The organism is Pectobacterium aquaticum (assembly GCF_003382565.3).
GTDB classification, from domain to species: Bacteria; Pseudomonadota; Gammaproteobacteria; order Enterobacterales; family Enterobacteriaceae; genus Pectobacterium; species Pectobacterium aquaticum.
This window is the reverse complement of record NZ_CP086253.1, coordinates 825169-851211: the sequence shown is the minus strand read 5'-3', so window position 1 is coordinate 851211 and position 26043 is coordinate 825169. Positions and strand designations below refer to the sequence as shown.

General features: G+C 50.5%; 23 protein-coding genes and 1 pseudogene. 5 read left to right on the top strand and 19 right to left on the bottom strand.

Annotation, left to right across the window (positions count from 1 at the left end; genetic code table 11):
* Positions 1-48 precede the first annotated feature (48 nt).
* The 13 genes from DMB82_RS04035 to DMB82_RS03975 all read right to left on the bottom strand — a co-directional run bounded on the left by DMB82_RS04035 (position 49) and on the right by DMB82_RS03975 (position 14795).
* Positions 49-1008, bottom strand: a complete 960-nt coding sequence (locus DMB82_RS04035; protein ID WP_116162479.1) for a type II secretion system F family protein — start codon at positions 1006-1008, stop codon at positions 49-51.
* Positions 1009-1022: 14 nt separating this feature from the next.
* Positions 1023-2003, bottom strand: a complete 981-nt coding sequence (locus DMB82_RS04030) for a type II secretion system F family protein (protein WP_116162481.1) — start codon at positions 2001-2003, stop codon at positions 1023-1025.
* 17 nt (positions 2004-2020) lie between these two features.
* Positions 2021-3424, bottom strand: a complete 1404-nt coding sequence (locus DMB82_RS04025; protein WP_039282089.1) for a TadA family conjugal transfer-associated ATPase — start codon at positions 3422-3424, stop codon at positions 2021-2023.
* Positions 3425-3503: 79 nt separating this feature from the next.
* Positions 3504-4703 carry a CpaE/TadZ family protein gene (locus DMB82_RS04020; RefSeq protein WP_116162483.1) on the bottom strand — a complete coding sequence of 400 codons (1200 nt, stop codon included), beginning with the start codon at positions 4701-4703 and terminating at the stop codon, positions 3504-3506.
* Positions 4704-4717: 14 nt separating this feature from the next.
* Positions 4718-5404, bottom strand: a complete 687-nt coding sequence (locus DMB82_RS04015; protein ID WP_116155186.1) for a CpaD family pilus assembly protein — start codon at positions 5402-5404, stop codon at positions 4718-4720.
* A 21-nt stretch (positions 5405-5425) separates the two neighbouring features.
* Positions 5426-6865, bottom strand: a complete 1440-nt coding sequence (locus tag DMB82_RS04010) for a type II and III secretion system protein family protein (RefSeq protein WP_116162485.1) — start codon at positions 6863-6865, stop codon at positions 5426-5428.
* A gap of 79 nt (positions 6866-6944) precedes the next feature.
* Positions 6945-7889 carry a Flp pilus assembly protein CpaB gene (gene cpaB, locus DMB82_RS04005; RefSeq protein ID WP_102117425.1) on the bottom strand — a complete coding sequence of 315 codons (945 nt, stop codon included), beginning with the start codon at positions 7887-7889 and terminating at the stop codon, positions 6945-6947.
* A gap of 47 nt (positions 7890-7936) precedes the next feature.
* Entirely contained in the window at positions 7937-8488 is a 552-nt protein-coding gene (locus tag DMB82_RS04000) for an A24 family peptidase (protein WP_010295689.1), read from the bottom strand.
* A gap of 7 nt (positions 8489-8495) precedes the next feature.
* The gene (locus tag DMB82_RS03995) at positions 8496-8720 is read right to left on the bottom strand and encodes a Flp family type IVb pilin (protein ID WP_040031053.1); all 225 of its coding nucleotides are present in this window, start codon (positions 8718-8720) and stop codon (positions 8496-8498) included.
* A gap of 257 nt (positions 8721-8977) precedes the next feature.
* Positions 8978-10477, bottom strand: coding sequence for a sensor histidine kinase (locus DMB82_RS03990; RefSeq protein ID WP_102117423.1), 1500 nt, complete (start codon positions 10475-10477; stop codon positions 8978-8980).
* Positions 10455-11165, bottom strand: a complete 711-nt coding sequence (locus DMB82_RS03985) for a response regulator transcription factor (protein WP_102117422.1) — start codon at positions 11163-11165, stop codon at positions 10455-10457. The genes DMB82_RS03990 and DMB82_RS03985 overlap by 23 nt, the downstream gene beginning before the upstream one ends.
* Positions 11166-11521: 356 nt before the next feature.
* Positions 11522-13168: a Na+/H+ antiporter gene (locus DMB82_RS03980; protein WP_102117421.1), complete on the bottom strand. Its 1647-nt coding sequence runs from the start codon at positions 13166-13168 to the stop codon at positions 11522-11524.
* Between the two features lie 271 nt (positions 13169-13439).
* Positions 13440-14795 (bottom strand): NCS2 family permease, encoded by a 1356-nt coding sequence (locus DMB82_RS03975; protein ID WP_116155184.1) that lies wholly within the window; start codon positions 14793-14795, stop codon positions 13440-13442.
* A gap of 372 nt (positions 14796-15167) precedes the next feature.
* Between DMB82_RS03975 and DMB82_RS03970 the strand changes: the two genes are divergently transcribed.
* The gene (locus DMB82_RS03970) at positions 15168-15482 is read left to right on the top strand and encodes a hypothetical protein (RefSeq protein WP_226887622.1); all 315 of its coding nucleotides are present in this window, start codon (positions 15168-15170) and stop codon (positions 15480-15482) included.
* 274 nt (positions 15483-15756) lie between these two features.
* Here the strand turns inward: DMB82_RS03970 and puuE are convergent, their stop codons facing one another.
* Genes puuE through DMB82_RS03955 form a run of 3 tightly spaced genes read right to left on the bottom strand, consistent with a single transcriptional unit; the run spans position 15757 to position 18187 of the window.
* The gene (gene puuE / locus DMB82_RS03965) at positions 15757-16716 is read right to left on the bottom strand and encodes an allantoinase PuuE (RefSeq protein ID WP_116155183.1); all 960 of its coding nucleotides are present in this window, start codon (positions 16714-16716) and stop codon (positions 15757-15759) included.
* Positions 16717-16730: 14 nt separating this feature from the next.
* Entirely contained in the window at positions 16731-17420 is a 690-nt protein-coding gene (locus DMB82_RS03960) for an aspartate/glutamate racemase family protein (RefSeq protein ID WP_207189305.1), read from the bottom strand.
* A 44-nt stretch (positions 17421-17464) separates the two neighbouring features.
* Positions 17465-18187, bottom strand: coding sequence for a GntR family transcriptional regulator (locus tag DMB82_RS03955; RefSeq protein ID WP_116162487.1), 723 nt, complete (start codon positions 18185-18187; stop codon positions 17465-17467).
* A 151-nt stretch (positions 18188-18338) separates the two neighbouring features.
* Here DMB82_RS03955 and DMB82_RS03950 point away from each other — a divergent pair, with 151 nt between their 5' ends.
* Positions 18339-19823, top strand: a complete 1485-nt coding sequence (locus tag DMB82_RS03950) for an NCS1 family nucleobase:cation symporter-1 (protein ID WP_116162489.1) — start codon at positions 18339-18341, stop codon at positions 19821-19823.
* Between the two features lie 66 nt (positions 19824-19889).
* On the opposite strand, the gene lpxP is transcribed toward DMB82_RS03950, so the two are convergent.
* Complete coding sequence (gene lpxP / locus DMB82_RS03945; protein WP_116162491.1) at positions 19890-20813, bottom strand: kdo(2)-lipid IV(A) palmitoleoyltransferase; 924 nt, start codon at positions 20811-20813, stop codon at positions 19890-19892.
* Positions 20814-21189: 376 nt separating this feature from the next.
* Here lpxP and DMB82_RS03940 point away from each other — a divergent pair, with 376 nt between their 5' ends.
* Complete coding sequence (locus DMB82_RS03940) at positions 21190-22260, top strand: DUF1176 domain-containing protein (RefSeq protein ID WP_116162493.1); 1071 nt, start codon at positions 21190-21192, stop codon at positions 22258-22260.
* A gap of 95 nt (positions 22261-22355) precedes the next feature.
* Here DMB82_RS03940 and DMB82_RS03935 read toward each other — a convergent pair whose 3' ends face one another.
* Positions 22356-22748 (bottom strand): YybH family protein, encoded by a 393-nt coding sequence (locus DMB82_RS03935; protein WP_116162505.1) that lies wholly within the window; start codon positions 22746-22748, stop codon positions 22356-22358.
* 272 nt (positions 22749-23020) lie between these two features.
* On the opposite strand from DMB82_RS03935, the gene DMB82_RS03930 reads away from it, so the two are divergent.
* A complete protein-coding gene (locus tag DMB82_RS03930; protein WP_102117415.1) occupies positions 23021-23656 on the top strand; it encodes a hypothetical protein in 636 nt (211 codons plus the stop codon).
* A 286-nt stretch (positions 23657-23942) separates the two neighbouring features.
* The gene (locus DMB82_RS03925; protein ID WP_116162495.1) at positions 23943-24620 is read left to right on the top strand and encodes a hypothetical protein; all 678 of its coding nucleotides are present in this window, start codon (positions 23943-23945) and stop codon (positions 24618-24620) included.
* Positions 24621-24848: 228 nt separating this feature from the next.
* Here DMB82_RS03925 and DMB82_RS03920 read toward each other — a convergent pair.
* Positions 24849-25323, bottom strand: a pseudogene (locus DMB82_RS03920) (Hcp family type VI secretion system effector).
* Positions 25324-26043: the final 720 nt, after the last annotated feature.

Sequence of the window (26043 nt, the reverse complement as noted above, 5' to 3'; positions counted from 1 at the left end):
TATTTTTTAAATAAACACATTAAAATCAATGCGTTAAAAAATAAAACGCTACTGCGCCAGCAGGCGAATCACTCGCACCAGTGCAGGCGATGCCATAATGGCGATAATCGGTGGCAGGATCAGCGCCATCAGCGGCACGCTCAGCTGCGCAGGCAATTTACCCGCTTTCTCTTCCAGCCCCAGAATCAGCGTCTTGCGGCTTTCATCCGCGATCGTGCGCAGCGCCTGAGACAGCGGTGTACCGTAGCGCTCCGCCTGAATCAGCGTCGCCACCATACTTTCGATCTCGCTGACGCGGGTACGCTCCGCCAGATGCTTCATCGCTAACGTACGATCCGACAGGATCTGTAATTCGGCGGCGGTGTAGTGCAGTTCATCCGCCATTTCCGGTGAAGACAACCCCAGTTCTTTCGATACCACCTGCAACACGCGTCCGATAGGCAGGCCGGCTTCGGCGCAGACCACCATCAGATCCAGTGCATCCGGCACCGCACGCGCCAGCTTTTCACCCCGGCTTGCCGCACGCCATTTCAGCCACCATTCCGGCACCATCGAACCGACAAAGAAGCCGATCAGCCCCGCAGCTACGCCCGTCAGGCCTGCACGGTCAGCGGGTGGTAACCATCCCCACACCAGCGCGATAGCGAACAGCGCCCCGGCGGCAAATTTTCCCATGACCAGCCAGCCCACCGCTTCGTTGCGGCGGAGCCCAGCGAGATCCAGCAGACGGCGCAGATTGCGGCGATCGCGATCCGATCCCGACAAACGCTCGCCCTGGGTGGCAATCGGCTGCAACAGCTTTTCCAGCAGGGGAGAGAGTGTTGCTCCCTGGCCTCTTAGGATATTTTCCTGAGAGGCCGCCTCTATAGAGGCGACGGGCAGATGCCCACGCATGCGAATTTCCAACTGCTTGTATTGCTGCGCTTTATGCTGTGTACGTGCAAGGTAAATCCCCGCCACCATCAGCACGAGCGCCAGCAGCAGTAAGGGATCGTCAAAAACAGTCATGAATGGCTCTCCCTTTAGCCTATCCGTTTAACCATAACGTGCGTGATCAACATGCCGACCGAGACGCTGCACAAGGCGTAAATCAGTACCGTCGTTCCCACCGGATCGGAGAACAAGAAACTGAAATCCTCCGGTGACTTCATGTATAGATAAGCCAGACAGCCGGGGAACAGCGCGGCGACAATCTTGGCGGACGCGCGCGCTTCCGACGTTTTGGATTGCACTTTCAGTTGCAGTTCCCGACGTTCACGCAGCGTCGCGGACAGACGTTCCAGCGTTTCCCCCAGTCGCCCACCCGCTTCCTGATTGATGATCAGAATCACCACGAAAAAGCGATATTCGGACATCGGCACCCGCGTAGCCGAGGCCTGGATCACCTGACGCAGCGGAATCCCCAACCGCAGCCAGTGATCGATCGTCTTGAATTCATTCGCCAGCGGCCCGGTCAGGTGCTCCGCGACAATCGCGAAGGTATTCGCCACCGGCACACCGGCACGGCAGCTGCGGGTAATGGCATCAATGGCTTCCGGCAGGCTCTCGCGCAGCGCTTTCAGGTGTTTTTGCAGCGTCGAACGGAATAGCAGCATGCCGATGCTGATAAACAGCATCAGCGTAAATATCAGCCCCATCGTGAGCGGCAGCAGAGTGCGTTGTCCCAGAATCATGCCGAGAATCAGGCTCACCGCCCCTAGCGAAAGGGAGCGCTGGAGCAGGTTCTTTTTCCAGCCGATGAACGTCATCTGCGCCCAGAGGATCGCCAGCCAGCGCCCAATCACCGGGACACCCATCAGCGGCGTTCTGATCTCGTCACGCAGAATGGAATCAGACGCCACGGCGGCAGCCGATGGGCTGACCTCGTTCAAAATCTGCTGCCAGCGTTGTTCACGCTGCATACGCTGCTGCCGTGATTTTCTCCAGGCGTTGACCGCCAACAGCAGCATCAGCACGCTGCCAAACACCAGCAACGTGATCAGATTCAGGCGTAAATCACTCATCGCGTCTCCTCAGCCCGTCACTGCGCATCGAACAGATGCGCTTTATCGCTGTAGAACTGCGGGCGCTGAATGTGCTGAACATATTCACCCGTCAACAGACCTTGTCCATCCATCCCCTGAATGTTGAAGCTGAACAGATCCTGAAGCTGGATCACTTCGTTCTCCATACCACACACTTCAGTAATGGACACCACGCGGCGCATGCCGTCACGCATACGTTCGATCTGCACGATCAGGTGCACCGCGCTGGCGATCTGACGGCGGATCGCCATCAGCGGCAGCTGCATGTTCGCCATCATCACCATGTTTTCCAAACGCTGTATCGCATCCCGCGAGGTATTGGCGTGCACCGTACACAGCGAACCGTCGTGACCGGTATTCATTGCTTGCAACATGTCAAAGCTCTCGCCGCCGCGCACCTCACCCAGAATGATGCGGTCGGGGCGCATACGCAGGGCGTTACGCATCAGATCGCGCTGATCGACGCGGCCAGTGCCTTCGGCGCTGACAGGACGAGTTTCCAGCCGCACCACGTGCTCCTGCTGCAATTGCAGCTCGGCGGCATCTTCAATGGTGATAATGCGATCGGTGCTGCCGATTTTCTGCGACAGCGCATTCAGTAAGGTGGTTTTACCCGCCCCCGTTCCGCCGGAGACGATCACGTTAACGCGCGCCTGCATCGCTTTGTTCAGGACATCCGCCATCGCGTAGGACATGCAGCGGCGCTCTGCCAGCATTTCCAACGACAGGTTGCGGCGCATAAATTTACGGATCGAGATCGTGGTGCCGTCGATCGCCAGCGGATAGGTGATGACGTTGACACGGCTACCGTCCGGCAGACGCGCATCCACCATCGGGCTGGCTTCGTCGATACGACGGCCCACCGCGGCGGCAATACGCTGCGCGGTGTTAAACACATGCTCTTCATCAATGAAGGTAATCGGCGACAGTTCCAGCTTGCCAAAGCGCTCGACAAACACCTGACCAGCACCGTTGACCAAAATATCGTTGACCGTGTCATCCGACAGCAGCGGCTGGATCGGCCCGATCCCGGTCATCTCATCCAGCATTTCGGCGGCGATAGCTTCTTCTTCCTGCCGGGAAAGCTGCAAGCGCTGCTCATCACAGATCCGGCGGATCACCGTTTCGATCTGCACTAACAGCTTGTCACGCCCCATCATCGCCGCTTTACCTGCGTCGATCTGATCGTAGAGCTGTGCGCGGATAATCCGACGCTGGCTGTTTCGGTTGTCCGTCTGGCGGGCAGCCGGTGCAGATCCAGAAGACGTGTTCGCCGCAGGCTGTGTGCGGTTCTCCGCAGCCGGACGCGTTTTCAGTTCTGCCACGTTGGCAGCAGGCGCAGGCTGAGGCGTACTTTTTCCTGCTTCACTTTTTTGCAGGTTATTCTTGCGAATCAACATAATCCTTAACCCCAAAAAACAGTCCGTAACCCTAAAATAGTCCGTTAACCTTTAAGAAAACGGTGCACGCTGAACATCATCACGCGCGTTTTAACCAACGTGAGAACCAGCGTTTTTCCGCCGGTCTGGCGCGTACACCGCAGGCTAGATCGACCAGTTGGCGTAATCCCTGCTGGAAAGCAGGTGCTGCAGCCAGATTCAGTGCGCCGAGCGTCAGGCTCTGCGACAGCGCGTGGCCCGCATTCGGCAGCACGACATCAATCTTCCGACCGGTAAATTGCTCGAACTGATCGCGGCTTAACGGCGCGGTCGTAGCAAAACGGCTCTGGTTATGCACTAGCAGCAGGCGTTGCCCTTCGCTTTCGTCGCCGATCTCATTCAGCACGCGCCGTACATTACGCGCATCCTGAAGCGTCAATTCCGTCACGATGATGCGCAGATCCGCGTAAGTCAGCACGTCCAGCGCACCGGTTGGGTAGCTGCTAGGCAGATCCCAAATCACCTGATTGAACATGCGGCACAGCGCACCACCGAGATTCAGCACGTTATCCACGTCAACCGGAGCCAATTCCCCCAGTTCCGGCTTCTGTGCCAGCAGGTGCAGACGGGTATCCACGCGCAGCATGGCACGCTGTAATAGTCGGGTATCCAGTTCCTGCGTCCCCAACACCGCCGCCAGACCCGCATCATCGGTTTGCCCCTGCAACAGCAGCTGATCGCCGTTACGACGGTCAAAATCCACCAGTGCCACAGGCAAATGACGCTCGCCGGACAGCAGGCGACTCAGCCCCATCGCCACGGTACTTGCGCCGCTTCCGCCGCTGGCGCTGACGACCGCAATCGTCCTGCCCATGCGGGCATATTCTGGCCCAGCCTGTTGGCCTTCACACTTCGCCAGCGTTGCCGCCAGCAGATCCAGCGTGAGCGGCTTCACCAGATAGTCCACCACGCCCGCCTGAAGCAGTGCGCGATACAAACCGACATCCTGCTCTTTGCCTATCGCAATCACCTGACTGGTGGGGCCACAGACGCTCAGCAGTTCTTCCAGTGCCGGAAGTGGCCAGTGCGCCCCTTCCAGATCCACCAGTAAAATACGCGGCGGGACATTCAGTTCGCACCATTGGCGAGCCGCGGCGATACCGCCAGACATCACCGGAACATCCGGCTGTTTCAAACGGCTGAAGAGATCGCTGAGGTCAGCGACATCGCGTACGTCATTGGCGAATGCCACCAGCGGTAGCGCCAGCTCTTCACCATCGTTAGGGGTAATTTCACTCATGGAATGTCACGCCCTTAATCTTCTTCAAAGTTAATGTCGATGAGCTCTTTCACTTCATCTTTGTGATAGCGTTCGATGCTATTGACCGCCGCCACGCCATCCGCACTATCCAGCGCTTTCGCCTGAATCAGATCGCGTGGTTCGGCGACCATCATCGCCAGATTGTTTTGCGTAGCGCAGCCGAGAGAACCCATCGCCTCATAGGGCTTCACCATCAGCTGATTGGGGTCATTGATCGTGCAGCGGGTGGTTTTGACCACCAGCGCTTCGGAGATCACTTCCAAATCGCCATTCTGTCCACTCGCCGTAGAACGGCGCATCTGTTTCAGATTCTGTGGATTAGCACCGGCGTTTTTCAGCACGGTAACCAGTCGCCCTGCCATCTGCTCGCCGCTCGCGCTGTGTGGGATAAGCGTCAGCGTCTGTGCGGAGAGCCGTCCCTGATCTTTCAACATGATATTGAGCTGTCTCAAGGATTCAGGAAGGAAACCCCGCCCGTTCGGTGCAACCAGTAACGGCACGGACACCGATGAAGGCTGGACAGCAATGGGTTGAAGCCCGGGCTGATCGAAGCGCTGCATACGTACATCGTTAATCGGCTTATTCCATCCGCATCCTGCCAGCAGAACCACGGCGGTAAGTACTGCCACACGCATGTGCAGTGGGCGAATCAGAGGGTGACGGTTGTTGATCGTTTTCATGTTTTATTGCCCCTCGCGGACTCAGTAGAGATAGCCGATAGATGCAGAACGCGGCATAGACGAATCCAGCATTTTTACGCCTTGTCCTGGCGTCTGCAGATCGCCCGCGTTAACCGGCTCAACGACATAGGCGGTCGCGATAATCACTAATTCCGTTTCTTCCTGACTGGTGGATTCGCTTTCAAACAGGCGGCCAAACATCGGAACGCTGCTTAATCCCGGCACACCGTTGATCGTCTGGCTACCGGCGCTACGCAGCATGCCCGCCAGCGCAAAGCTCTGTCCGCTGGCTAGCTCTACCGTGGTATCCGCACGACGTACCGTTAAAGCGGGAATGCGCGATCCGCCTTCCAGCTGCACGGAGCCGACGTCGGTTAGCTCACTGACTTCCGGCGCAATGTGCAGGCTGATGCGATTGGCAGAGAGCAGCGTTGGCGTCATGCGCAGAATCACACCGTAGGATTTGTAATCGATGCTGACGCTGTTATTGGTGATCAGGACGATTGGCACTTCACCCCCTGCTGCAAACGCAGCGGTTTCCCCTGACATCGCCGTCAGGTTTGGCTCGGCCAACACGGTCGCCATGCCCTGCTGGTTCATCGCGGTTAACAATCCGCTCAGTCTGGAGCGACCGAAGTTCAGGAAGCCAGTATCCGTTGGGTTAGCAAATCTCCCGGTCGTGGCGCTGAACAGATTAAGACGCGATCCGCTGCCTGCGGTCATGTTGCCGCTACCGGTGCTCAGTGATGCCGCCCAGTTGAAGCCCAGTTCACTGGTTAACTTGCGGGACACTTCCACCACGCGCACCTGAATATTGATTTGCGAAGGCGTTTTGATTTTGAGCTGATTGATCACTTTGCCGGAGGATTCGCTGGAGCCTGGCAGTTTTTCGCCACCACCTCCACCACCCTGCCCGCCACCGCCGGAGGACGCACTGATATAAGCCTGTATGCTGTCGATCACGCGCTTGGCATCCTGCGGGGTATCGACGCTGCCGCGCACAATCACGCCACTGGGAATCGAGGCTTCCAGTTGGATATCCGCACCGGGGAATTCACGCTTCATGCGTTCACCCAGCGCTTTCAAATCATGCTCGGATACCAGACGAATGGCGTTGATCACATTGCCATTTTCATCCATCGCATAGAGCGTGGTGGTACCGACACTTTTGGCGTAGACAAACAGGTTACCCGGTGAAGGCAGTTCGAAACTGGCAATATTCGGATCGGCCACCAGCACGCTGTCCGGCAGCGCATTGAGGTGCAGTAACCGTCCCTGATTCACGGTCAGTCGCACCTCATCGGTGACTGGCGCCACCGATACCCCGGCGGCCAGCGTGGTCGAAGGCAACATCATCGTCGTCAGCGTGACAGGCAATACTGCATTAAACAGGCCAGCGGCCAGCAATCGTTTGCACGTACCCCGAAAGTCCGATTTCAAAAACAGCGAAAACATCGTCATTTACTTAATTCCGTAATGGGCTTCATTTTTCCATGAGCAACGTGCGGCACCCCGCAGGCTGTCAGATGGCGTGTTCTTCCTATCGGGAGGGGAACGTCACCACGTCTTTTTGCTCAGCGCGATAGATTTTCACTTTATGTCCGCCGGATCCGGCAGATAGCGCTCCGTAGATATCGGTCGCCAGCGGAACCGTGGTCACATGTGGTCGCCCTGTGGCCGGATCGACCGCGTCATCCAGATCGGCACTGCGCAGTGCCAAATGCAGAATGCCCAGTTCTTTGGCAACCGCTAGCGCTTCAGCCTGCTGAGGCGTCACTTCCAGCGTCACGGTTTGATAGGTCGCAGGACGAGAACGCACGGCAGACTCACGGCTTTTGGCGGTGGCATCAAGCACCGTACCGTCTTCCGCGGTATCAAAGCGTGGGTATACCGGCGTACCGGTTTTATCGTTCAGCGCCAATACGCGTAAATCGCGCACGATCGTTTGTGATGCCAGCAGTGGCATCACAACAGGCTGATTACGGCTTGCAGGTAGCTCTGACTGATCGTCCCGTTTCATGCTGAGGATCACATCAACACGATCGCCAGCGGACACTAACCCGGCATTGCTCGCAATAGCGCTGGTAGGAACGGAGATAGCACGCATCCCTTTACCCAGCACCGCAGCAACAAAACCCGGTTCATTAGGCTTTACTAATACATTACTGTTTAACAGCGCACCTTCTGCCACTGTTTCACGCAACGTTGAGCCGAACAGTAGCGACTGACTGTCTTTACCGCGAACAAAGTTAAATGAACGAGAAACCGATTCATCTGTCTCCTGCCAGCGCAGGGAGGATGAATCCAGAAAATCACCGGGATGCAGATCTTTCGCGGCCACCAAAACAGCCGTTTTTTCCGGCGCTTTAACCACGACCGGAGGCGGCGCAGGGGGTTCAGAAGAGAGATGGCTACGCACCATCAGCGCAACAATGCCTGCCAGCACGAGCGCGCCTGACAGTACGTATGTAGAGTTCACTTTCATTTCAACTTGCCTACCTAAGCCGTGTGTGTCTTAAAGCTGCGACAGAATTAAAACAAGGGAAAAATCAGGACATACATCGCGCCAAACGCAATGGCGACGCCGTAAGGTATGCCTTGAGAAAGATCGGCGGGCAACGCGGGTGGCATAGGCAGCCGACTCTTGAATATCCGGTTGGTGGTTTGAATGCCCATCGCCACCGCTGTGGGTACGGTATTCAGCAGCGGCAAACTGAGCGCCAAAACACCGCCAGCCAGCGCCGTCACCATGACGAAAACAATCTGGTGTCCTTGCCCAACCCACAGGCACAGCACACTCATCAGCTTGACATCCCCAGCGCCTAATCTGCCGGTGAGGAAAAGCAAAAATCCCACAACCAGTACTGCCGCCGCGCCAGGCAGCGCCCAGAGCATTTTCCGTAGTGCCAACATATCTAACGCACCGGCTTGCAGGACATGTGAAGCGCTGAAAAACAGCCAGCCCAGCAATAAAATCAGTACCGCCTGATTCGTAATTTTGCGTACTAACAGGTCGGTACTGATACACCACAGCAGGCACCCCATCAGCAGTGCCGTCTGCGGCCAGTGCGCGTAATCCGCCATCTCGCGCTTATTTCGGTACGTTTACTGAACCAGATCCCAGAGTACCAGCTCCGGTGATTTGATCGGCGATTTGGCTGAATTTCTCATTCAGCGCTTTCACGAAGATACCGTCGCCGCCGAAAATAGCGCCGATGGCTGCCGCCATTGCCGCTGCAAGAATGCCGTATTCGATAGCCGTTACACCGCTCTCGTCACGCAGGAAAGAACGCAATTTTGCTTTAATATTTTTCATGGGAAGACTCTCTAATCCGCAGACAAAGAAATCATGGCCTACTCGGAAATTCGGGAGGTGCCATGATGATAATAAGATTAATAATGAGACTTATTATCAAGAGCCGCAAGCAGTAGAACATTAATATTCGTTAATCTTTCCATGCAAAAAATTATCAATATAAATCAATAATTAACACACATTACATTGCAGAAAAAATTAATAAATATTCATGTTTTTTGCAGGGATATTCATAAGCGATCAAGAAAAAAATAGGATTAGCAGCGATTAAGGCACAGATAAACATTCAGGCCCGGCTCTGAGGAGTCCAGATAGAGTTTGCCACCGTGCAGGTCGGTAATTGCCTGCACCAGAGATAATCCCAACCCGTAACCGGACTGAAACCAGGTATCCAGCCGCTGAAAGCGCTGTAGCGCTTTGGCATGCAGCGCAGGCGGAATGCCCGGACCGCGATCAGCTACGCTCAGGGCGATCCAGCCACGGTACAGCGTCACGCTCAACGTGATGTATTTTCCCTGCGCCGCATATTTCAGCGCGTTCTCGACCAGATTGGCCAGCGCCTGAAATAGCAGCGCTCGGTCGCCAAAGAGCTGAATGCCGGCTTTTATTTCAATCTTCAAACGACAGCCGCGCTCTTCCGCCAGCGGCTGATAATATTCGGCAATTTCTTCCAGCAGTTGGCGCGCCTCAATATTCTCAAACTGGTGCACACAGCGTCCGCTTTCGATTTCACCGATGCGCATCACGGTACGGAATAGCCCGAGGATTTTATGCACCTCGCCCACCGCCAGATTCAACTCATCACGAATGTCGTTATCCAGCCCTGCCCGCTCCGTCAGGTTGAACAAGCGATTTTGCAGATGCGTCAACGGCGTACGCAGTTCATGTGCAACATGGCTGGAGGTGCTGCGCACCTGCTCCATCAAGCGCTCGATGCGTTCCAGATTCTGGTTAATATCGGCACTCAGACTGTCAAAATCATCGTCGTAAGGCGACAGCGGCATACGCACCTGTTGCTCACCGCTGCTGTAGCGATGTAGCGCCGCACGGATTTTCTCCACGCTGCGCAAGCGGCGTAAGCTGAAATGACGGCTGATAAACAGGCAGAAAAGCAGCACGACAAACAGCCCCGCCCCCGCCACAAGCGGGATTGTCCTCACCCGCTCTAACATGGGTCGAATGTTGTAAGCAGTAAACAGCACGCCCCCGTCATCTAACATCACGGACAAACCGATCAGATTGGGATCGTCTGGGGTGGAAATTTCGGCTTTAAGACAGCTGACATCCATCTGGCAATCGGTATGCTGTCGCATTTCCAGAGGGTGCGTATTGGTAGAATAGGGGGGTAAAGGATGCATTTTTAAGGGATGATTGTGATACAGAATATCACCGTGTTTATCCATCACCAGAAACAGCGGTAATTCATCCCCTTTCGCTCGATTATCCTGCCGTAATTGCGTAATCAGGCTATCGGCATTCGTTAAACGCGACTGCATCGAGTAATCGTAAATATTACCCAGAATAACTTCACGGACATGCGTTCTAATCAGCGTTTCACTTAATGAGCTGAAGCCAACAATACACATCAGCATCATCAATAAGAACAGAAAAACAATGGTTATTGCCTGGCGAAAATTAGAGGTACATAAAAAGCCAGGGTATTGGCTTGCCCCCAGTAATTGCCAGTGTTTTATTTTTACCTGCCAGCGCTGCCCGAGCTTCTTTATTTTTATTTTATTCAGCGTGGCTGCCAACATCGGTTTTGTCCTTATCTACCGCGCCTAGTGCGTAGCCCATCGCTCTTAGCGTTTTAATTAATGGATGCGGGAAGCCTCTATCAATTTTTGCCCGCAGCTTTGACATATGAACGTCGATCAGATTGGTCTGCGGATCAAAATTGTAGCCCCATACGCGCTCTAACAGCATCGTACGCGTAATCGCCTGCCCCGGATTTTCCATTAATATAATCAGTAATTTGATTTCTTTATCGGTCAAATCGATACGCTTACCGCCGCGCCATGCAATACGCTGCATACGGTCAAGTTGCAGGTCTTCAAAGGTCAGCATGGAAGGATTATCGACATGGTGTTTACCGCGCCGCGCCATAATATCCAGACGTAATCTAAGCTCATTAAAATTAAAAGGCTTGCCGAGATAATCTTCCGCACCAAGCTCTAAGCCCATCACCCGATCGACATCACGATCCAGCGCCGAGAGCAGCATAATAGGCGGATGACGTGAGCCTTGTAATTCACGTAATACCGTAAATCCATCCATGATGGGTAACATTCTGTCCAGCAGAACGACATCATAAACTTCATCCTTGATTGCTTTTAATGCGTGTGCGCCATCGTGCACCATTCGGCAAGAATGGCCGTGGGAATGTAATTTAGACCCCAGCCAATGGCACAGCACAGAATCATCATCAACCACTAATACACGCATAATTTTCCCCTATAAACGTGGCTTATTACCTAATTAATTCAGGGTTAATGTCCGTTTATTTTATCTGGTCCTTCAAACAGCTATTCACCCCACACGATGTTGATACCGTGCGGGCCGTTTTTTGCTTCTAATTTTTTACTTCTCTGGTTTTTACTTCTCTGCTTTTCACTTATGAGAAAAGCCCTACAGATAATAACAATCATTATCATTTAGTGACAAGCAGTTTACAATCACCTGACGCCGTTCTTAGACTGGACGCATAAAAAACCTCCCCATTACTTACGCCATGGGGAGGGTGAAAAAGGATAGAGAAGAGAAAGAAATCAACGCGGTAACGAGGATCGCCTCACCGCGCCTTACTCATTTTCGATAAGGAGCGCTTCCATCAGATCGAGATCGCGCAGCATTTTTTGCAACGTCTCATTGCTGATTTGCTGCGTGGCACGCAGGTGATACAGCTCTGCACGTTCAGAATTCAGCGCAGTCAGGCGAAAACGCCGCTCCAGATTCTCAATCAGCAGGCCATTTTCAGGGTCGTCTTTATCAATGAGCCGTCGGCGCAGATTACCGATGACGCGCGCACTGACTTCTTTCAGCACCTGCTCATCAATGTTTTCCTCCCGATCGGCGGCCAGACGCTCCTCCATTTTGTGCATACTTTTGATCGCCACTTCTGCCACCGCCATACGCGCCATGCGGATTTCTTTAGCATGCGCGGTCTTGTCCGCGACCACCACACCACGCAGCAAAAATGGCAACGCCAGCACGCCACACAGCAGAGAAAACAGAATAACGCCCGTGGCGATAAACACCAGTTGATAGCGTGACGGGAACGCGGTGCCGTCCGTCAGCAGCAGCGGAATAGAGAGCACGCCCGCCAGCGTAATCGCCCCTCGCACGCCCGCAAAAGACGCAATCCACAGCTCGCGCGTGGAAAACTCAGCAAAGATCATCGGGCGCTTTTTCTGGATGTGTGTGCTGTATTTTTTCATCACCCACAGCCAGCTGAAACGCAGCAGCAGCAAAGCACCATAGATGATCGCGATATCGGTAAACAGCATCCAGGTTTCAACCGTTGGATCCAGTTCCGCCTGCGTCACCGAAGTTTCCAGAATGTCCGGCAATTGCAGGCCCAACATGATGAATACCATGCCGTTAAACACGAATTCCAACATCGACCACACGCCGTTCGCACGCAGCCGCATCGTCAGCGGCGCGCGACGAATGACACCCGATTGACCCATCGTCATCCCTGCGGCTACCGCGGCCAGAATGCCCGACACACCAATGTGTTCCGCAATCAGATACGACGCAAAAGGCAACAGCAGCAGCAACACGATCTGCGTTGCGGCATCGCCACCGCTCCAGCGGCTGATAATACGCAGCGATTTACCGAATAGCCAGGTCACACCGACGCCCGCCAGCAGACCGCCCAGCGCCACCTGCATGAATTCCAGCGTCGCACCGGAAACCGTAAACACCATCGTGCCCATCGCAATCGCGATAGCAAATTTTAGCGACACCAGACCGGACGCATCGTTCATCAACGCTTCGCCCTGCAAAATGCCCATCAGCTTTTTCGGAATACGATCTTCACCCACGATACCAGACAGCGCAACGGCATCCGTTGGCGACAGCACGGCGGCAAGCGCGAAGGCCGCAATCAGCGGCATACCTGGCACCATCCAGTAGATGAAATAGCCGATGCCCACCACGGTAATCAGAACCAAAACCAGCGCCAGACCAATAATTTCACGACCGTGCCTCAGGAACTCACGCGTCGGCGTTTTCCAGCCGTCGGCAAACAGCAACGGCGGAATGAAGAGCACCATAAACAGCTCGGGATTGAAATCAACGTGCAAGCCGAACTGAGGCCAGGCAAGGATGGCACCCAGCGCGATTTGCATTAAAGGCAAAGGGATTTGAAAAGGTAAAATGCGGGTAACAACCCCAGACAGGGATACAACCAGGGTCAAAATAAGAATCGTAAAAAATATTTCCATGCTTTCCTTAGACGTACTCCTAAATCAAAAAAACTCTACCTGTTAGCGAGCAAACGGCTCTTCCATGTCTAACGCATTTAGCTCGGTATGAAAATAGACTTTTAGCCGAAAAGCCGAGATTAATAACCAAGTTGATTATCACACAAAAAACTTAAACCCAAAGCCAATAAAAGGGCACATAAAATCGTGTTTGGCGTAGGTAATGAGGGAAGAAGGAAAGACGAGGAATGACAGACCTTCTGGACGGCACCAGAAGGTCTATTAGAAAGAATTACAGCGCCCAGCCGCCAGCGTAGAACACGACCAGCGCGACAGCAATCACCACGGTGCCGATGTTCAGTTTACGCCATTCGCCGGAGAAGATGCGGCCTAATACCAGCGCGCCAAAGCCCAGCATGATACCGGTCACGATGTTACAGGTCAGCACGATGAATACGGCACAGACCAGACCGGACATCGCATCCACGAAGTCATCAAAGTTCAGTTTGGAGACGTTGCCCAGCATCAGCAGGCCGACGTACATCAGCGCGGGTGCAGTGGCATAGCCCGGTACCAGATACGCTAACGGAGACACAAACAGCAGCAGAAGGAACAGTACACCGACTACGGTTGCCGTTAAGCCCGTTTTACCACCGGCTGCCGTGCCCGCTGCGGATTCGATGTAAACCGCAGCCGGCGACGTCCCGACCAGACTGGAGAAAATGCTGCTCACGGAGTCTGCGGTCAGGGCTTTACCACCGTTGATGATTTGTCCGTCTTTATCCAACAGGTTCGCCTGTCCGGCAACGGCACGGATCGTCCCCGTGGCATCGAACACAGCGGTCATCACCAGCGCCAGCACGCTCGGCAGAACCATCGGCTGCAATGCGCCCATGATATCCAGACTGAAGATCAGCGATGAACCGTCAGCCGCTGTCAGGCTCGGCAACGCAAAGAAGCCCGCGTATTTTACATTCGGGTCAAAAATCAGTCCCAGAATAGAGATCGCAATGATAACCAGCAGAATACCGCCCGGCACGCGACGCTTCTCTAAACCGATAGTCGCCGCCAGCCCCAGCAGGGACATAATGACAGGGAAAGAAGTGAAATTACCCAGCGCAACCGGCAGGCCGTCAATCGGGTTTTTTACCACCAGACCTACACCGTTGGCGGCAATAATCAGCAGGAACAGACCGATACCAATTCCCGTGCCATGCGCCACGCCCATCGGCAAATTACGCAAGATCCAAGAGCGGATACCCGTGACAGAAATGATGGTGAACAGCACCCCCATCAGGAAGATCGCTCCCAGCGCGACAGGAATGCTGATTTGCTGACCCAGCACCAGGCTGAACGCGGTGAACGCCGTCAACGAAATCGCGCAACCAATCGCCATTGGCAGATTGGCCCACAATCCCATCAGCAGCGACCCCAGCCCAGCAACCAGACAGGTTGCAACGAACACGGCGGTAGGCGGGAAGCCAGCCTTACCCAGCATACTCGGAACCACAATCACGGAGTAAACCATCGCCAGAAACGTCGTCAGGCCAGCTAACACTTCCTGACGCACGTTACTGCCGCGCTGTGTGATTTTGAAAAAAGCATCAAGCGTGCCTTGCGAGCCTGCCTGACGAGTGGTGTTTGACATGGTGGTATCCCCTGAAATGCCATTATTATTTAAGATCGATTTTGACGGTTCCTGCGGCCTTGCCCCGCGAATGCACCACATCGCTGGCGCAGCATGAACCGTATATACCCGTCATTCTTCAAGCTGCACGTGCGTTGGCTGCGTTCAGTCACCCGAATCACTTACTCAAGTAAGCTCATCGGGACTCCCTCTCTTGCCGCCTTCCTGCAACTCGAATTATTTAGGGTATAGCCCCGCACGCAAACGATTAACTCACTGGGCGCAAAGCTGGAAAACGTTGTCGTATCAAGATATTGACGTATAAAACACTGCTGTATTCAACAGGCGGCACTAAAACTAGCTGGACAAAACGGCGCCAGGCAATAGAAGCGCGTGATTATCCCGCTTCACCCGCGCTTATTTCAACTGCTAATCGAGACAATTTACCTATCTCACTTCATCTGTCCGGTAAAGAAGCGCCCAGACCGTACAGGTAATGCTCAATCAGGCAACTCGCTGAAAGTGGGTCAGTATGAAGAAAAAGCAGAAAGGGTTCTTAGACGGAAATCAAAACAGCGGTTTACTCCTCACAAACTGATCGTTCATTTTTTTGTGATTCGCATCACAAAAAAGTTGACCACCCGTATCAGTGCGAGTATTCTTAAAAACGTGAACAGCATCACAGAAAACAAATCAACTAACCACTGAGGAAATGACCATGAAACTGCTGAACAAAATCATCGCTATGTTTGAAAACATCAACATCAACTTTGGTACTTTCAACCAATAATTATTTAAGAATCGTGGGGGATAAAAAAGATGCGCGTTGTCCGCAAAATCAATCAAATATTAAAAGCGTTGGGCAAAACCTATCGCGGTGTTAACCCCCACGCTATCTTCCGTTAATCGTACTTAAGTACGTTAACCACCCTAAAATGGCTGCCATCCGGTAGCCATTTTTGTTTCTGGTATTCTCTGAGCTTCAGCGCGCGACATACGGATGATGCTGACGCCAATGCTCGGCGATATCCTGACGACGGCAAATCCACACGCGCTCATGCTGTTGAATATAATCAAGAAAACGCTGCAACGCCCGAAAACGGCCTGGCCGTCCTAACAAACGACAGTGCATCCCGATAGATAGCATTTTAGGTGCGGTTTCCCCTTCCTCGTAGAGCACATCAAAACTGTCTTTCAGATAGGTGAAGAATTGATCTCCGCTGTTAAAACCCTGCGGTGAGGCAAAACGCATATCATTGGCATCCAATGTATACGGCACGATCAGATGCGGATGCACGTCACCATTGTTTTTTTTGACTGGCATCCAGAACGGTAGATCGTCACCGTAGTAGTCACTGTCGTACCAAAAATTGCCCTGTTCGACAACCAACTGGCGGGTATTGGGGCTGTCTCGGCCGGTATACCAGCCAAGCGGAGCCTGACCAAATAACGTCGTCAGCACCTCAATGGCTTTATGCATGTGCTTGCGTTCAGTGTCGATATCCATGTGCTGGTAATGAATCCAGCGCCAACCATGACTGACCACATCATAATGAGCCGATTTGATCGCCTCCACCACCGCGGGATTGCGTGCTAATGCCATTGCCACACCGAATACCGTCAACGGCAACCCGCGACGCTGAAACTCACTATGGATACGCCAAAAACCGGCGCGCGAACCATATTCATACAGCGAATCCATCGACATATGACGATCCGCATAACTCGCGGCACCAATAATATCGGACAGAAACTGTTCGGATCCGGCGTCACCATGCAAGACATTATTTTCCGCACCTTCCTCGTAGTTCAAGACAAACTGCACGGCAATGCGTGCATTTTCAGGCCAGTTAGCATGCGGGGGCTGTCCTGCATATCCGATCAGGTCACGCGGATAATCGCTCTCAATGCCATACATCGTTGCAGCAGGTGCTGTGATCATGTCCTTTCCCTTTTTTAACGCAGCGAACTAAACATGCCGCTCAGCGGCTTGGCAATCGGGTAATCCAGATCGCCCTGTTTACTGGTCGTCAATCCCAGTGCCGACAATGACTCAATCAGCTTGACGGCAGCGCTAACGCCGTCGATCACGGGAATCGACAGTTCTTGCGTCAGTTCCTGCGCCAGATCGGCCATTCCACCACACCCAAGCACAATCGCACCCACGCCATCCTGACGCAGAGATTGTATACAATATTCACGCACTTTGTTCTGTGCAATCCCGCTATCCTGCTCCAGCGCGAGCACTGGCAAATCGATCGCGTGCAGCGCAGCACAGTGATGTTCAAAGCCATAACGCTGTAATAAATGGCGGGCGATGATGACGGTGCGCGGTAGCGTGGTAACAATCGAGAAGCGCGTTGCCACCAGTGTTGCCATATGCATAGCGGCTTCGGCAATACCGATGACTGGCTTACTGGCGACCTCACGGGCAGCAAGTAACCCTGGGTCGCCAAAGCAGGCAATAATGTGCCCATCTACGCCCTGTGCCTTCCCCTGCTTCACCTGTTCCAACACGCCAATCGCGGCTATTGCCTCGTCAAAATGCCCCTCAATAGAGGGTGCGCCCTGAGAAGGACAGACCGCAACAATCTCCGTTCCCGGCGATGCCACAGCGCGAGCCGCGGCACCGATCGTTTCGGTCATGGCGAGGCTGGTATTAGGGTTAATCACCTGAATCACGCAAGGTTTCACGCGAGCGTCTCCTTAAGATGGCCGAACAGTCGGCGGAAATCCGGCTCCACGTCTTCATCTCTGTCAAAACGCAGGCTGGCAACAATGTCATCAAAATGCCGCGTCATCGCTTCCGCTAACCCTGAGACATTTTTATCCCGTAGTAACACCAGCAGATCGTGATGATCGTGGCATCGGCACCCTTGCTGCCACGGCGTGCCATAGGCGGCGATAACCAATGATGAACGCAGCGTCAGTTGCGACACGACTCCGGTTAGCACGGCGTTGCCAGAGATCGCCTGGAGTTGAATATGGAATGCGGCAGACAGGCGGATCGCTTCTGCACCGTTTTGGTCTGCATGTGCCTGCTGCTCTGCCACGATCAGCCGATCTAACGCCGCCAGATGAGAAGACTCGCAGTGCAACACCACCTCAGACAGATTGGCACACTCAATAAAGCGGCGAGTCTGGAAAATTTCCTGCGCTTCCTCAACGGATGGCGTCGATACGTGCGCACCACGTTTGGGCGTTAACGTCACCATCTGCACCATCGCAAGACGTTGTAAGACTTTTCTAATTCCCGTTCGGCTCACATCAAACACCTCTGCCAGCGCTTCCTCCGGCAATTTTGTACCCGGCAGTAATTGGTGTTCGACGATAGAGTTAAGCAGAGCCTGATAGATAACATCGTCTTTTTGCTGCAAAAACTGCTCATTTCCCAGTCCGTAAGTGTAGTTCATTCGCTCTTCTCGTTGTCACATTCCCATCAGATCGTACACATAAAACATAAAATGTGTATACAATAAATTAATTTTGGCCTGATTAATGCAACTCCTTTTTTACATACATAACGTCATTCATTTCACGACTAGGGTAAAAGGAGCAGATTCCATGCCAGAAAAAATGATTACAGGTAATGGTAGCAACGCGTACAGCCCCAAACTCTGCAATGAGGATCTGGCACCGACACGTGCTCAAACCTGGTCTTGGTACAACATCTTTTCATTCTGGATGTCAGACGTGCACAGCATGGGCGGATACGTTGTCGCAGCCAGCTTTTTTGCACTGGGGTTGGCAAGCTGGCAGGTGTTGCTGTGTTTGCTTGTGGGCATCTGTATTGTGCAGGTCTGCGCAAATTTGGTGGCTAAGCCCAGCCAGATGAGCGGCGTTCCTTATGCGGTGATTTGCCGTCAGGCATTCGGTGTCTTTGGCGCGAATATTCCCGCTGTCATTCGTGGCCTCATCGCTTTTGCCTGGTACGGGATTCAGACATACCTGGCGGCACATGCACTTATGCTGGTTCTGTTGAAGTTTTATCCTGCGCTCACCCCACTGACACAGAGTCACTGGCTCGGCCTGTCTGCACTGGGATGGATCTGCTTTGGCATCATGTGGTTCCTGCAGGCCCTCGTGTTCTGGCATGGCATGAACGCGATTAAACGCTTTATCGATTTTGCAGGCCCAGCGGTTTATATCGTTATGACGGCGCTCGCGATCTGGATTGTTTACCAGACCGGATGGGAGAATATTTCTTTTACGCTGACCAGCAAAACACTCACGACCAGCGAGCAACTTTGGCAAATGCTCACCGCCACGGCGCTGGTGGTTTCCTACTTTTCCGGCCCGCTGCTGAACTTCGGTGACTTTTCTCGCTACGGTAAAAGCATGCAGGAAATCCGTCGAGGCAACCGCTGGGGTCTGCCGTTCAATTTTCTGCTGTTCTCGATTATCACCGTGGTGATCGTTTCGGGAACACAGTCATTATTCGGCCGCATGATTACCGATCCGATTGAAACCGTCTCGCATATTGACAGCGGTTTTGCCGTCGCGCTTGGCGTGCTGACCATGATTATCGCGACCATCGGGATCAATATTGTTGCTAACTTCGTTTCATCAGCGTTTGATTTTTCCAACTGTTCACCGCAGCGTATCAGCTTCCGCACGGGCGGTATGATCGCCGCTGTCGGCTCCGTACTGCTCACGCCGTGGAACCTCTTCAACTCGCCAGAGTTGATTCACTACACGCTAGACGTACTCGGTGCCTTTATCGGCCCGCTGTTCGGCATTCTGCTGATGGATTTCTATGTCATCAAAGGAGGGAAAGTCTATGTGGACGATCTGTTCGACGCAACGCCAAAAGGGAAGTACTGGTATCGCAACGGCTTCAATCCCAATGCGATAATGGCGTTAATCCCCGCGGTGACCATTGGGTTGATTATCACCTTCACGCCACAGTGGCGTGACGCGGCCAACTTCAGTTGGTTTATCGGCGCATTCCTTGCCGCTGGCTGCTACCGCTATCTGGCTCGCCACGAATGCGTTGGTGCCATGAAAAAATCCTTCGCTCCACGCGGACTACTGTTAGAAAAAGAATAAAGCACCATCAGCAGCGCCGCACCGCATGAAAACCGGTGCGGCACTTCGTATCAGGCGTAGTTCGTATCAGGCGTAAAGCGACACTTCCCCTGCCGGGCGCGTTTTAAAACGACGGTGCAGCCAGAGATACTGCTCAGGCGCACGCATGATTTCTTTCTCAATCACCTTATTCATGTAACACGCTGCAGCCTGTTCATCGTGATAAGGGTAATCCTGTAATTCAGGTTGAATCACCAGTTGATAGCCCAAGGCATTGGGTTTGCGAATCAGCACTGTCGTCATCATTGCCGGTTTTGCGAGACGGCTAATCGTGTATGTGCCGTTCGTGGTTGCCGCATTTTTCACCGCAAAGAACGGGGCAAAAACGCTGCCTTTAGGGCCGTAGTCCTGATCGGGAGCGAACCATACCGCTTCGCCCCGCTTTAGCGCTTGCACCATGCCACGCAGATCTTTGCGGTCAATCATCGCTTTGTTGGAACGAGAACGTCCCCAGGTTTGTACCATTTCCATCGCTTTATTATTGTGTGGACGGTACATCGCCATCATAGGCTGACACAGCCCCATCGCCCTGCCCCCCAGTTCCAGGGACATAAAGTGAATACCAATCACCATTACGCCCTGACCTTTTGCGGTCGCATTCTGTAAATGCTCCAGCCCTGAAACATCAAACCACTGGCGCACCCGGCGATCGGACCAAAACCAGGCCATACCGGTTTCGACTAATGCCATCCCGAGCGAAGCGAAGTTATTGTCGATCATCGCTTCTCTTTCGTCGTAGGAGATCGTAGGGAAGCACAATTCAAGATTGCGTCTGGCAATCGACACCCGGCGTTTCAGAAAGATGCGGGATAGACGACCTGCACTGCTCCCGAGCTTCATCAGTAGCGGATAAGGGAGTTGAACTAATAAAAACAGCACGCCAAGACCGAACCACGTCATCCAATAGCGCGGGTGGAGTAGTGCCCAGGTAAATATTTGCTTAATCTTCATGATACTCGTCTTTAAGTGATTAACAGCGTACCGCATAAAGAGTCGTTCTCATCGCGCTACATCTATCATGACACTTATTTATAGGGATCGTTTCAATTGTGTGGAAAACCGTTTCTGACCGTTATCGCGCGTGAGGTTAAAAAGCAGGATAAACATGCTGATAACACAGAGGGGATTTTGAGCAGCCGATGAACGGCTGACGGCAGCAGCATCATACCCGATTCACTGCGAATAAAGGAGTGGTCGGACAAGAAATATTCGCAATATTACGCCGTCTAACGCTAACATCTTGGCATACACCAAAAAAGCGACTGGCTTTCTGGCAGCGAAAATAGGCAGGCAGCAAGCCACAACATAATCAAGGACTTGATGGAAAATGACTTTTTCTCTCCCTTCCCACCTCTCTATGCTAACGGCACTGATCACGGGGATTCCTGTTCTGGCGTTTGCCACAACCTTCGCTGATAGCACTTTCTTTCATAAAGACTGGGAAGTGGTCTGCGATAACACGCTAACGTGTCGGGCTGCCGGCTACTCGCCAGAAGAGAAGTACACAGGAGAAGAGGAGGATATTCCCGGAGTCTCACTGCTTCTCACGCGTCATGCTGGGCAAAATACGCCAATCACGGCTGACGTTATACTCGCAGAGGTATACCAGGTAATTCCTAAAAGCACCACACTCACGCTAACCATTGACGGCGTGGATAAAGGACGACTCATCTCAACCGGAGACAACCTCTGGCAGCTCAATGAGACACAGATTCCCCTCGTCCTACAGGCACTAAAAGGAAGCGGGAAAGTGGCGTTTCATCACAATGACGTCGTTTCCGAACTGTCGGGAGCGGGTGCCTATGCGGTACTGCTAAAGATGGATGAGAAACAAGATCGCATCGGGACAACGGATGCCATTACCAAAAAAGGAAATAAAAGCAGTGAGTTATCTGCTGTAACTGCCCCCGTTATCTACGCGGCAGCAACCAAACAGGAACCCTCACGGAATCTGACAGACGCAGAACAAGCGGCCATCCAGAAAAAATTGCTCAAGACGCTAAAGGAAGATAGCTGCTATGACTTTCTACCACAGGATGACAGAGCAGCAGAACCAATTGAACTCACACCACTTAATGACAACATGTCCCTGCTCAGCACCCTTTGCTGGCGCGCGGCTTATAACGAAGGCTACGCCTACTGGGTCATCGATAACGCCATGCAGACTCAACCGCAGCTCGTGACGACAGATGGCACAGATTACGAAAACGGTGAAATTACCTCAGTACAAAAAGGGCGCGGGCTCGCAGACTGCATGAGTGATGATGCCTGGACATGGGATGGCAAAGCGTTCCAGTTGAGCCGCATGTCCATCACAGGATCGTGCCGTATGATCCGTCTCGGCGGCACCTGGGATTTACCCTACTGGACGACGACGGTGATTAAAGCGGAAAAGTGAAAGGAATTGGGGCCACTCGCTGGCCTCGAATTTCGGCATAAGAAAACGCGCGTTAGAGTAACCGCTCTGAACGCGCCTGCATTCACTCAACAGAATCAGTCAAGAAGTGTTGTTCCATAGGAGTTATCAATTGTGCAAAGCCAGTTCCCATCAACATATTTCCTGAACACGTAGGTCGCTCGTCGAGTTGTGGTGACAATATTCCCTGTGTCATCTGGGTAATGAAGAACGGTTTCTATGATCACTAAAGCATCTCCCCCGCCCTCAATAACCTGCATATTTCCTTGTTCAACAATAAGTTGGTTTTTAAAATAATCAGCAATAGCGACAAATGCTTTTCTTATATCATCTTTGCCTCTCGCAACCATGCCTGGCTTGATAACAAGTGCAGCATCCTCGGCGTAATAACTCATCAGAGCATCAAAATTTCGCTCAGATATTGCTTTATCACAGGCTTCAATAATTTCGCGTATCGGATGCGGTTTCATAAGCATTGACCTCAGTAAAATGGCGTAAAAACCCAATAGAAATAACGCGCAACCACATGATAATAGGGATGTTATTTATAATAATATCTTGTATTCAGATTGCGAGAAAATTCTGCTTATGGAAACAGCAATTTTTTGGGTGATTATCCACCGAAACCGTCGTCTAAATTTCATGTTACTAATCAATGTCTTTCTTCCCAGAACTTGAAACAGAGCGATATTAATGCCACCATCTCCAAAAATTTAGTACGCAGTCTGAAGGAGTAAAACGAATGCATGGAATAATTAATTATAATGATAGCTATTCACTATCCTATCGAGAACAACTAGTAAATGCAGCAAACGAAGCTTCAGTATTAAATTTTAAAAGAAAGCCATTTACATCTGAAAAAAAAACCATACAAGATAGGACATTACATCTTGTTAATGATCTCATATGTAATGAATTATCAGCAATACTTGATAGTATTCATCCGGGTTACTGGGGGAATTCATGTCAGTTATTATCATCTCATATATTTGCATATTTAAATCACAAGGGGATTGCTGCTGAAATTGTCATCGGCAATGTCATTATCAACGGAACCGATGAATTTGAAACAACTTCAGAATACCTGAAAAAAGAATGGTATGAATCTGATAAATTAGAAACACCACAATCACTTCATGCATGGGTAACATTGGGAGATGACACTATAATTGATGCGGCGTTGCCACCTAGACTGGTAAAAAATTACAATGCACCAAATGAATTAGCAAACATGATATTCATTAGTCGCGCTTCTACGTTATCGTCGATTTATAAAATAAGACATCAACCTTTGGTTTTAGGTTCTGAGTTTTTTGCTAAGACAAATCCACCAGATCCATTCGATTTACTTAATGCTCTTAATAAGAGCATTAAGTAAATTTTCGATACAACTGCTCTTATCCTTATCACAAATACAGCATGGTAAAACTTCATCCAGAATTTCTACCTTCAGGAGACACTGCCAACTATCTTAACAGAGGGGGCGACCACGAAGTTTCATTTATATAAGGATATATTATCGTCTTTTCTAAAAAAACAACACTTTCACTCTATAATTAGTAGGATGCAAATTAGCAGGACAGCAAAAACATTGAAATGTTGCCAGTTACTCGGGTAAACTACCTGCATAAAAGGAGAGAGGTTTAGTAAAAGGAATACATAGAATGCAAGCATCAGAATATTTAAAATACAAAATGGAATCTGAAAAAGTTCTCGCAACCCATTTAGATGACATAACAAAGAAATTAAAGAGCAACTCAATAAGTTTAACAACTGATCTATATAGTGGTATGGAAAGAACAAGCTGGTATTCATCATGTCTCTTTGAGAAATATAACGATGTCTGTCAAGAATTACAGTATGAAGACTCCAGAATGGTTAGCGCAATAAAAGAAGTATTTAAAAGAGATGATGTTATTCTGGATATGGTGAAGATTTACATCGATAATTTAATGAAAGATTTTGATGAAAATAAACAGAAAAAAAAAATAGCCAAAGCAGTTTTAGGTGTAGCGTCTGAATTCTCCACAAACAGGGCGATAAAAGAGTCAATATCATATGCACTAGCTAAATTTATTAGCACGACGCTTAATTTCCAAACATCTTTACGCAGAACAATAAATCAAACATCTTATTGGGCTATAACAGTAACAGCATTTTATGGAAAAGTTCAGAAAGCGGCCATGTCAGCCCGTCATTTACGGGATATTAATCCCGCATTATATGCTTTATTTTATTCACAAAAATTAGAAATGTTATATTTTTTAATAGAACCAATTCTCTCACCATATAATTTAACAAATCATAAAAGTGAAGAAGAAATAATCAACTTAATTAATTGAGTTATAAGGTAATGAATTTAAAAAAAATGATAAAATATATGATAAAAAACTTTATAATCACCGAGGTTTTAGTTATTATAACCATTGCATTATGGTTTTTTTATGTCTCGTTTATTCCAGAACACTGGATGAAACTAATGTTACTTTCAATTGCCATAATCGTCTTTATCAACATAAAATATGGCTCAAAAAAATCAGGCCGAAAATAATTCGGCCTTTAATATAATCTTAGTAGGCTACATTCTGCCAAAGCATGTAAGCACTTGTTCTTGCAATAACATGCTCCCATTCAATAGAAGCAAATTTGAATGATACGCTTTCCTGTGGCTGAACGTCATTATGTGTCAGTGAATTAGGATAGAAAAAGCGTATATTGCTGATAAGTGCATCCCGAAGCTTCATCTTAAAATAAAGTTCATTTCCACCAGACTGCGCCGTTCTGTAGAAAGAATGCACTCCAGCTTTTCCTTATCATTGATTGCCGAGCGAACAATGGCGTGGCTTTATCAATTGGCTTTCTGATCTCGACAGGAAACATTGAAATATTCTCTTCTCGACTAATGTTGTTCACCAACTCATAAACAAAAATTTCATTCTCATGGGCCGATTGATACTTATTGCCAATAGAGTCCAGAGATGAACATCCTGCTGATATCAGTCCCTGTTTTTCCCCGGTAACGCTAAGATAAATAAGATTGGACATTATGCCTCCATACAAAGAAATCCCATTCTACGGTTTGGAACCGTAGTCTCTGTTGCATGGATATAATACTCTCTCATGTGAAATTTTAAAACCACACAAAACCGTTATTCATATATAAACGTTTTATTTCCATGGGGATGGACTGAGCACTTTCATGGTCATAGTAACATATAATGAAATGTATCATCTAAAGGATAACCGTTACATGAATATATTAGAACATACGCCCACTCTTTCTAACCCTTGTTGAATGTCTTTATCAGCCTGCTTACGCTATGCTTAACTTTTCATTAAAAAAATTCGTTATTCCCTATCGTTATTATTGATAGTAAACTTGATAATGGAGAGGAATGTTTTACTCAGATGGTTATTGCTAATCAAGTTATTATTAATTTATTCTATATGAAAATATAGGTAAGATAATAAAAGCCATCCAGTGATGGTGAATGCCTTTTTATTAAACATATAATATTCACATCTATGAAAGCCTTGTATTTAAGCAATTTATATTGCTTCATGGAAAAATATCTAAATCATTATTAAATTAATAAAAATTAACTAAATCATAATATTTACACACTTCACTATGCTTGATGAAAGAGATATGTGTATAGTTTCCTACCTGTGTTGAGAGCGAATATGTATAGGATTTCAGATTTCATCCTGTCCTATACACATTGACTGGTAGATTTAGATAGACGAGGGTTTTCCCTGAACGAC

Coding starts and splice junctions, on each gene's coding strand:
- DMB82_RS04000 (WP_010295689.1), bottom strand. CDS start 8,488: ATGGCGGATTACGCGCACTGGCCGCAGACGGCACTGCTGATGGGGTGC.
- DMB82_RS04025 (WP_039282089.1), bottom strand. CDS start 3,424: ATGTTGATTCGCAAGAATAACCTGCAAAAAAGTGAAGCAGGAAAAAGT.
- cpaB (WP_102117425.1), bottom strand. CDS start 7,889: ATGAAAGTGAACTCTACATACGTACTGTCAGGCGCGCTCGTGCTGGCA.
- DMB82_RS03990 (WP_102117423.1), bottom strand. CDS start 10,477: ATGTTGGCAGCCACGCTGAATAAAATAAAAATAAAGAAGCTCGGGCAG.
- DMB82_RS04015 (WP_116155186.1), bottom strand. CDS start 5,404: ATGAAAACGATCAACAACCGTCACCCTCTGATTCGCCCACTGCACATG.
- DMB82_RS04020 (WP_116162483.1), bottom strand. CDS start 4,703: ATGAGTGAAATTACCCCTAACGATGGTGAAGAGCTGGCGCTACCGCTG.
- DMB82_RS03940 (WP_116162493.1), top strand. CDS start 21,190: ATGACTTTTTCTCTCCCTTCCCACCTCTCTATGCTAACGGCACTGATC.
- DMB82_RS03960 (WP_207189305.1), bottom strand. CDS start 17,420: ATGACCGAAACGATCGGTGCCGCGGCTCGCGCTGTGGCATCGCCGGGA.
- DMB82_RS04010 (WP_116162485.1), bottom strand. CDS start 6,865: ATGACGATGTTTTCGCTGTTTTTGAAATCGGACTTTCGGGGTACGTGC.
- DMB82_RS03950 (WP_116162489.1), top strand. CDS start 18,339: ATGCCAGAAAAAATGATTACAGGTAATGGTAGCAACGCGTACAGCCCC.
- DMB82_RS04035 (WP_116162479.1), bottom strand. CDS start 1,008: ATGACTGTTTTTGACGATCCCTTACTGCTGCTGGCGCTCGTGCTGATG.
- DMB82_RS03930 (WP_102117415.1), top strand. CDS start 23,021: ATGCATGGAATAATTAATTATAATGATAGCTATTCACTATCCTATCGA.
- DMB82_RS03925 (WP_116162495.1), top strand. CDS start 23,943: ATGCAAGCATCAGAATATTTAAAATACAAAATGGAATCTGAAAAAGTT.
- DMB82_RS03980 (WP_102117421.1), bottom strand. CDS start 13,168: ATGGAAATATTTTTTACGATTCTTATTTTGACCCTGGTTGTATCCCTG.
- DMB82_RS04030 (WP_116162481.1), bottom strand. CDS start 2,003: ATGAGTGATTTACGCCTGAATCTGATCACGTTGCTGGTGTTTGGCAGC.
- puuE (WP_116155183.1), bottom strand. CDS start 16,716: ATGATCACAGCACCTGCTGCAACGATGTATGGCATTGAGAGCGATTAT.
- DMB82_RS03955 (WP_116162487.1), bottom strand. CDS start 18,187: ATGAACTACACTTACGGACTGGGAAATGAGCAGTTTTTGCAGCAAAAA.
- DMB82_RS03995 (WP_040031053.1), bottom strand. CDS start 8,720: ATGAAAAATATTAAAGCAAAATTGCGTTCTTTCCTGCGTGACGAGAGC.
- lpxP (WP_116162491.1), bottom strand. CDS start 20,813: ATGAAGATTAAGCAAATATTTACCTGGGCACTACTCCACCCGCGCTAT.
- DMB82_RS03935 (WP_116162505.1), bottom strand. CDS start 22,748: ATGAAACCGCATCCGATACGCGAAATTATTGAAGCCTGTGATAAAGCA.
- DMB82_RS03985 (WP_102117422.1), bottom strand. CDS start 11,165: ATGCGTGTATTAGTGGTTGATGATGATTCTGTGCTGTGCCATTGGCTG.
- DMB82_RS03975 (WP_116155184.1), bottom strand. CDS start 14,795: ATGTCAAACACCACTCGTCAGGCAGGCTCGCAAGGCACGCTTGATGCT.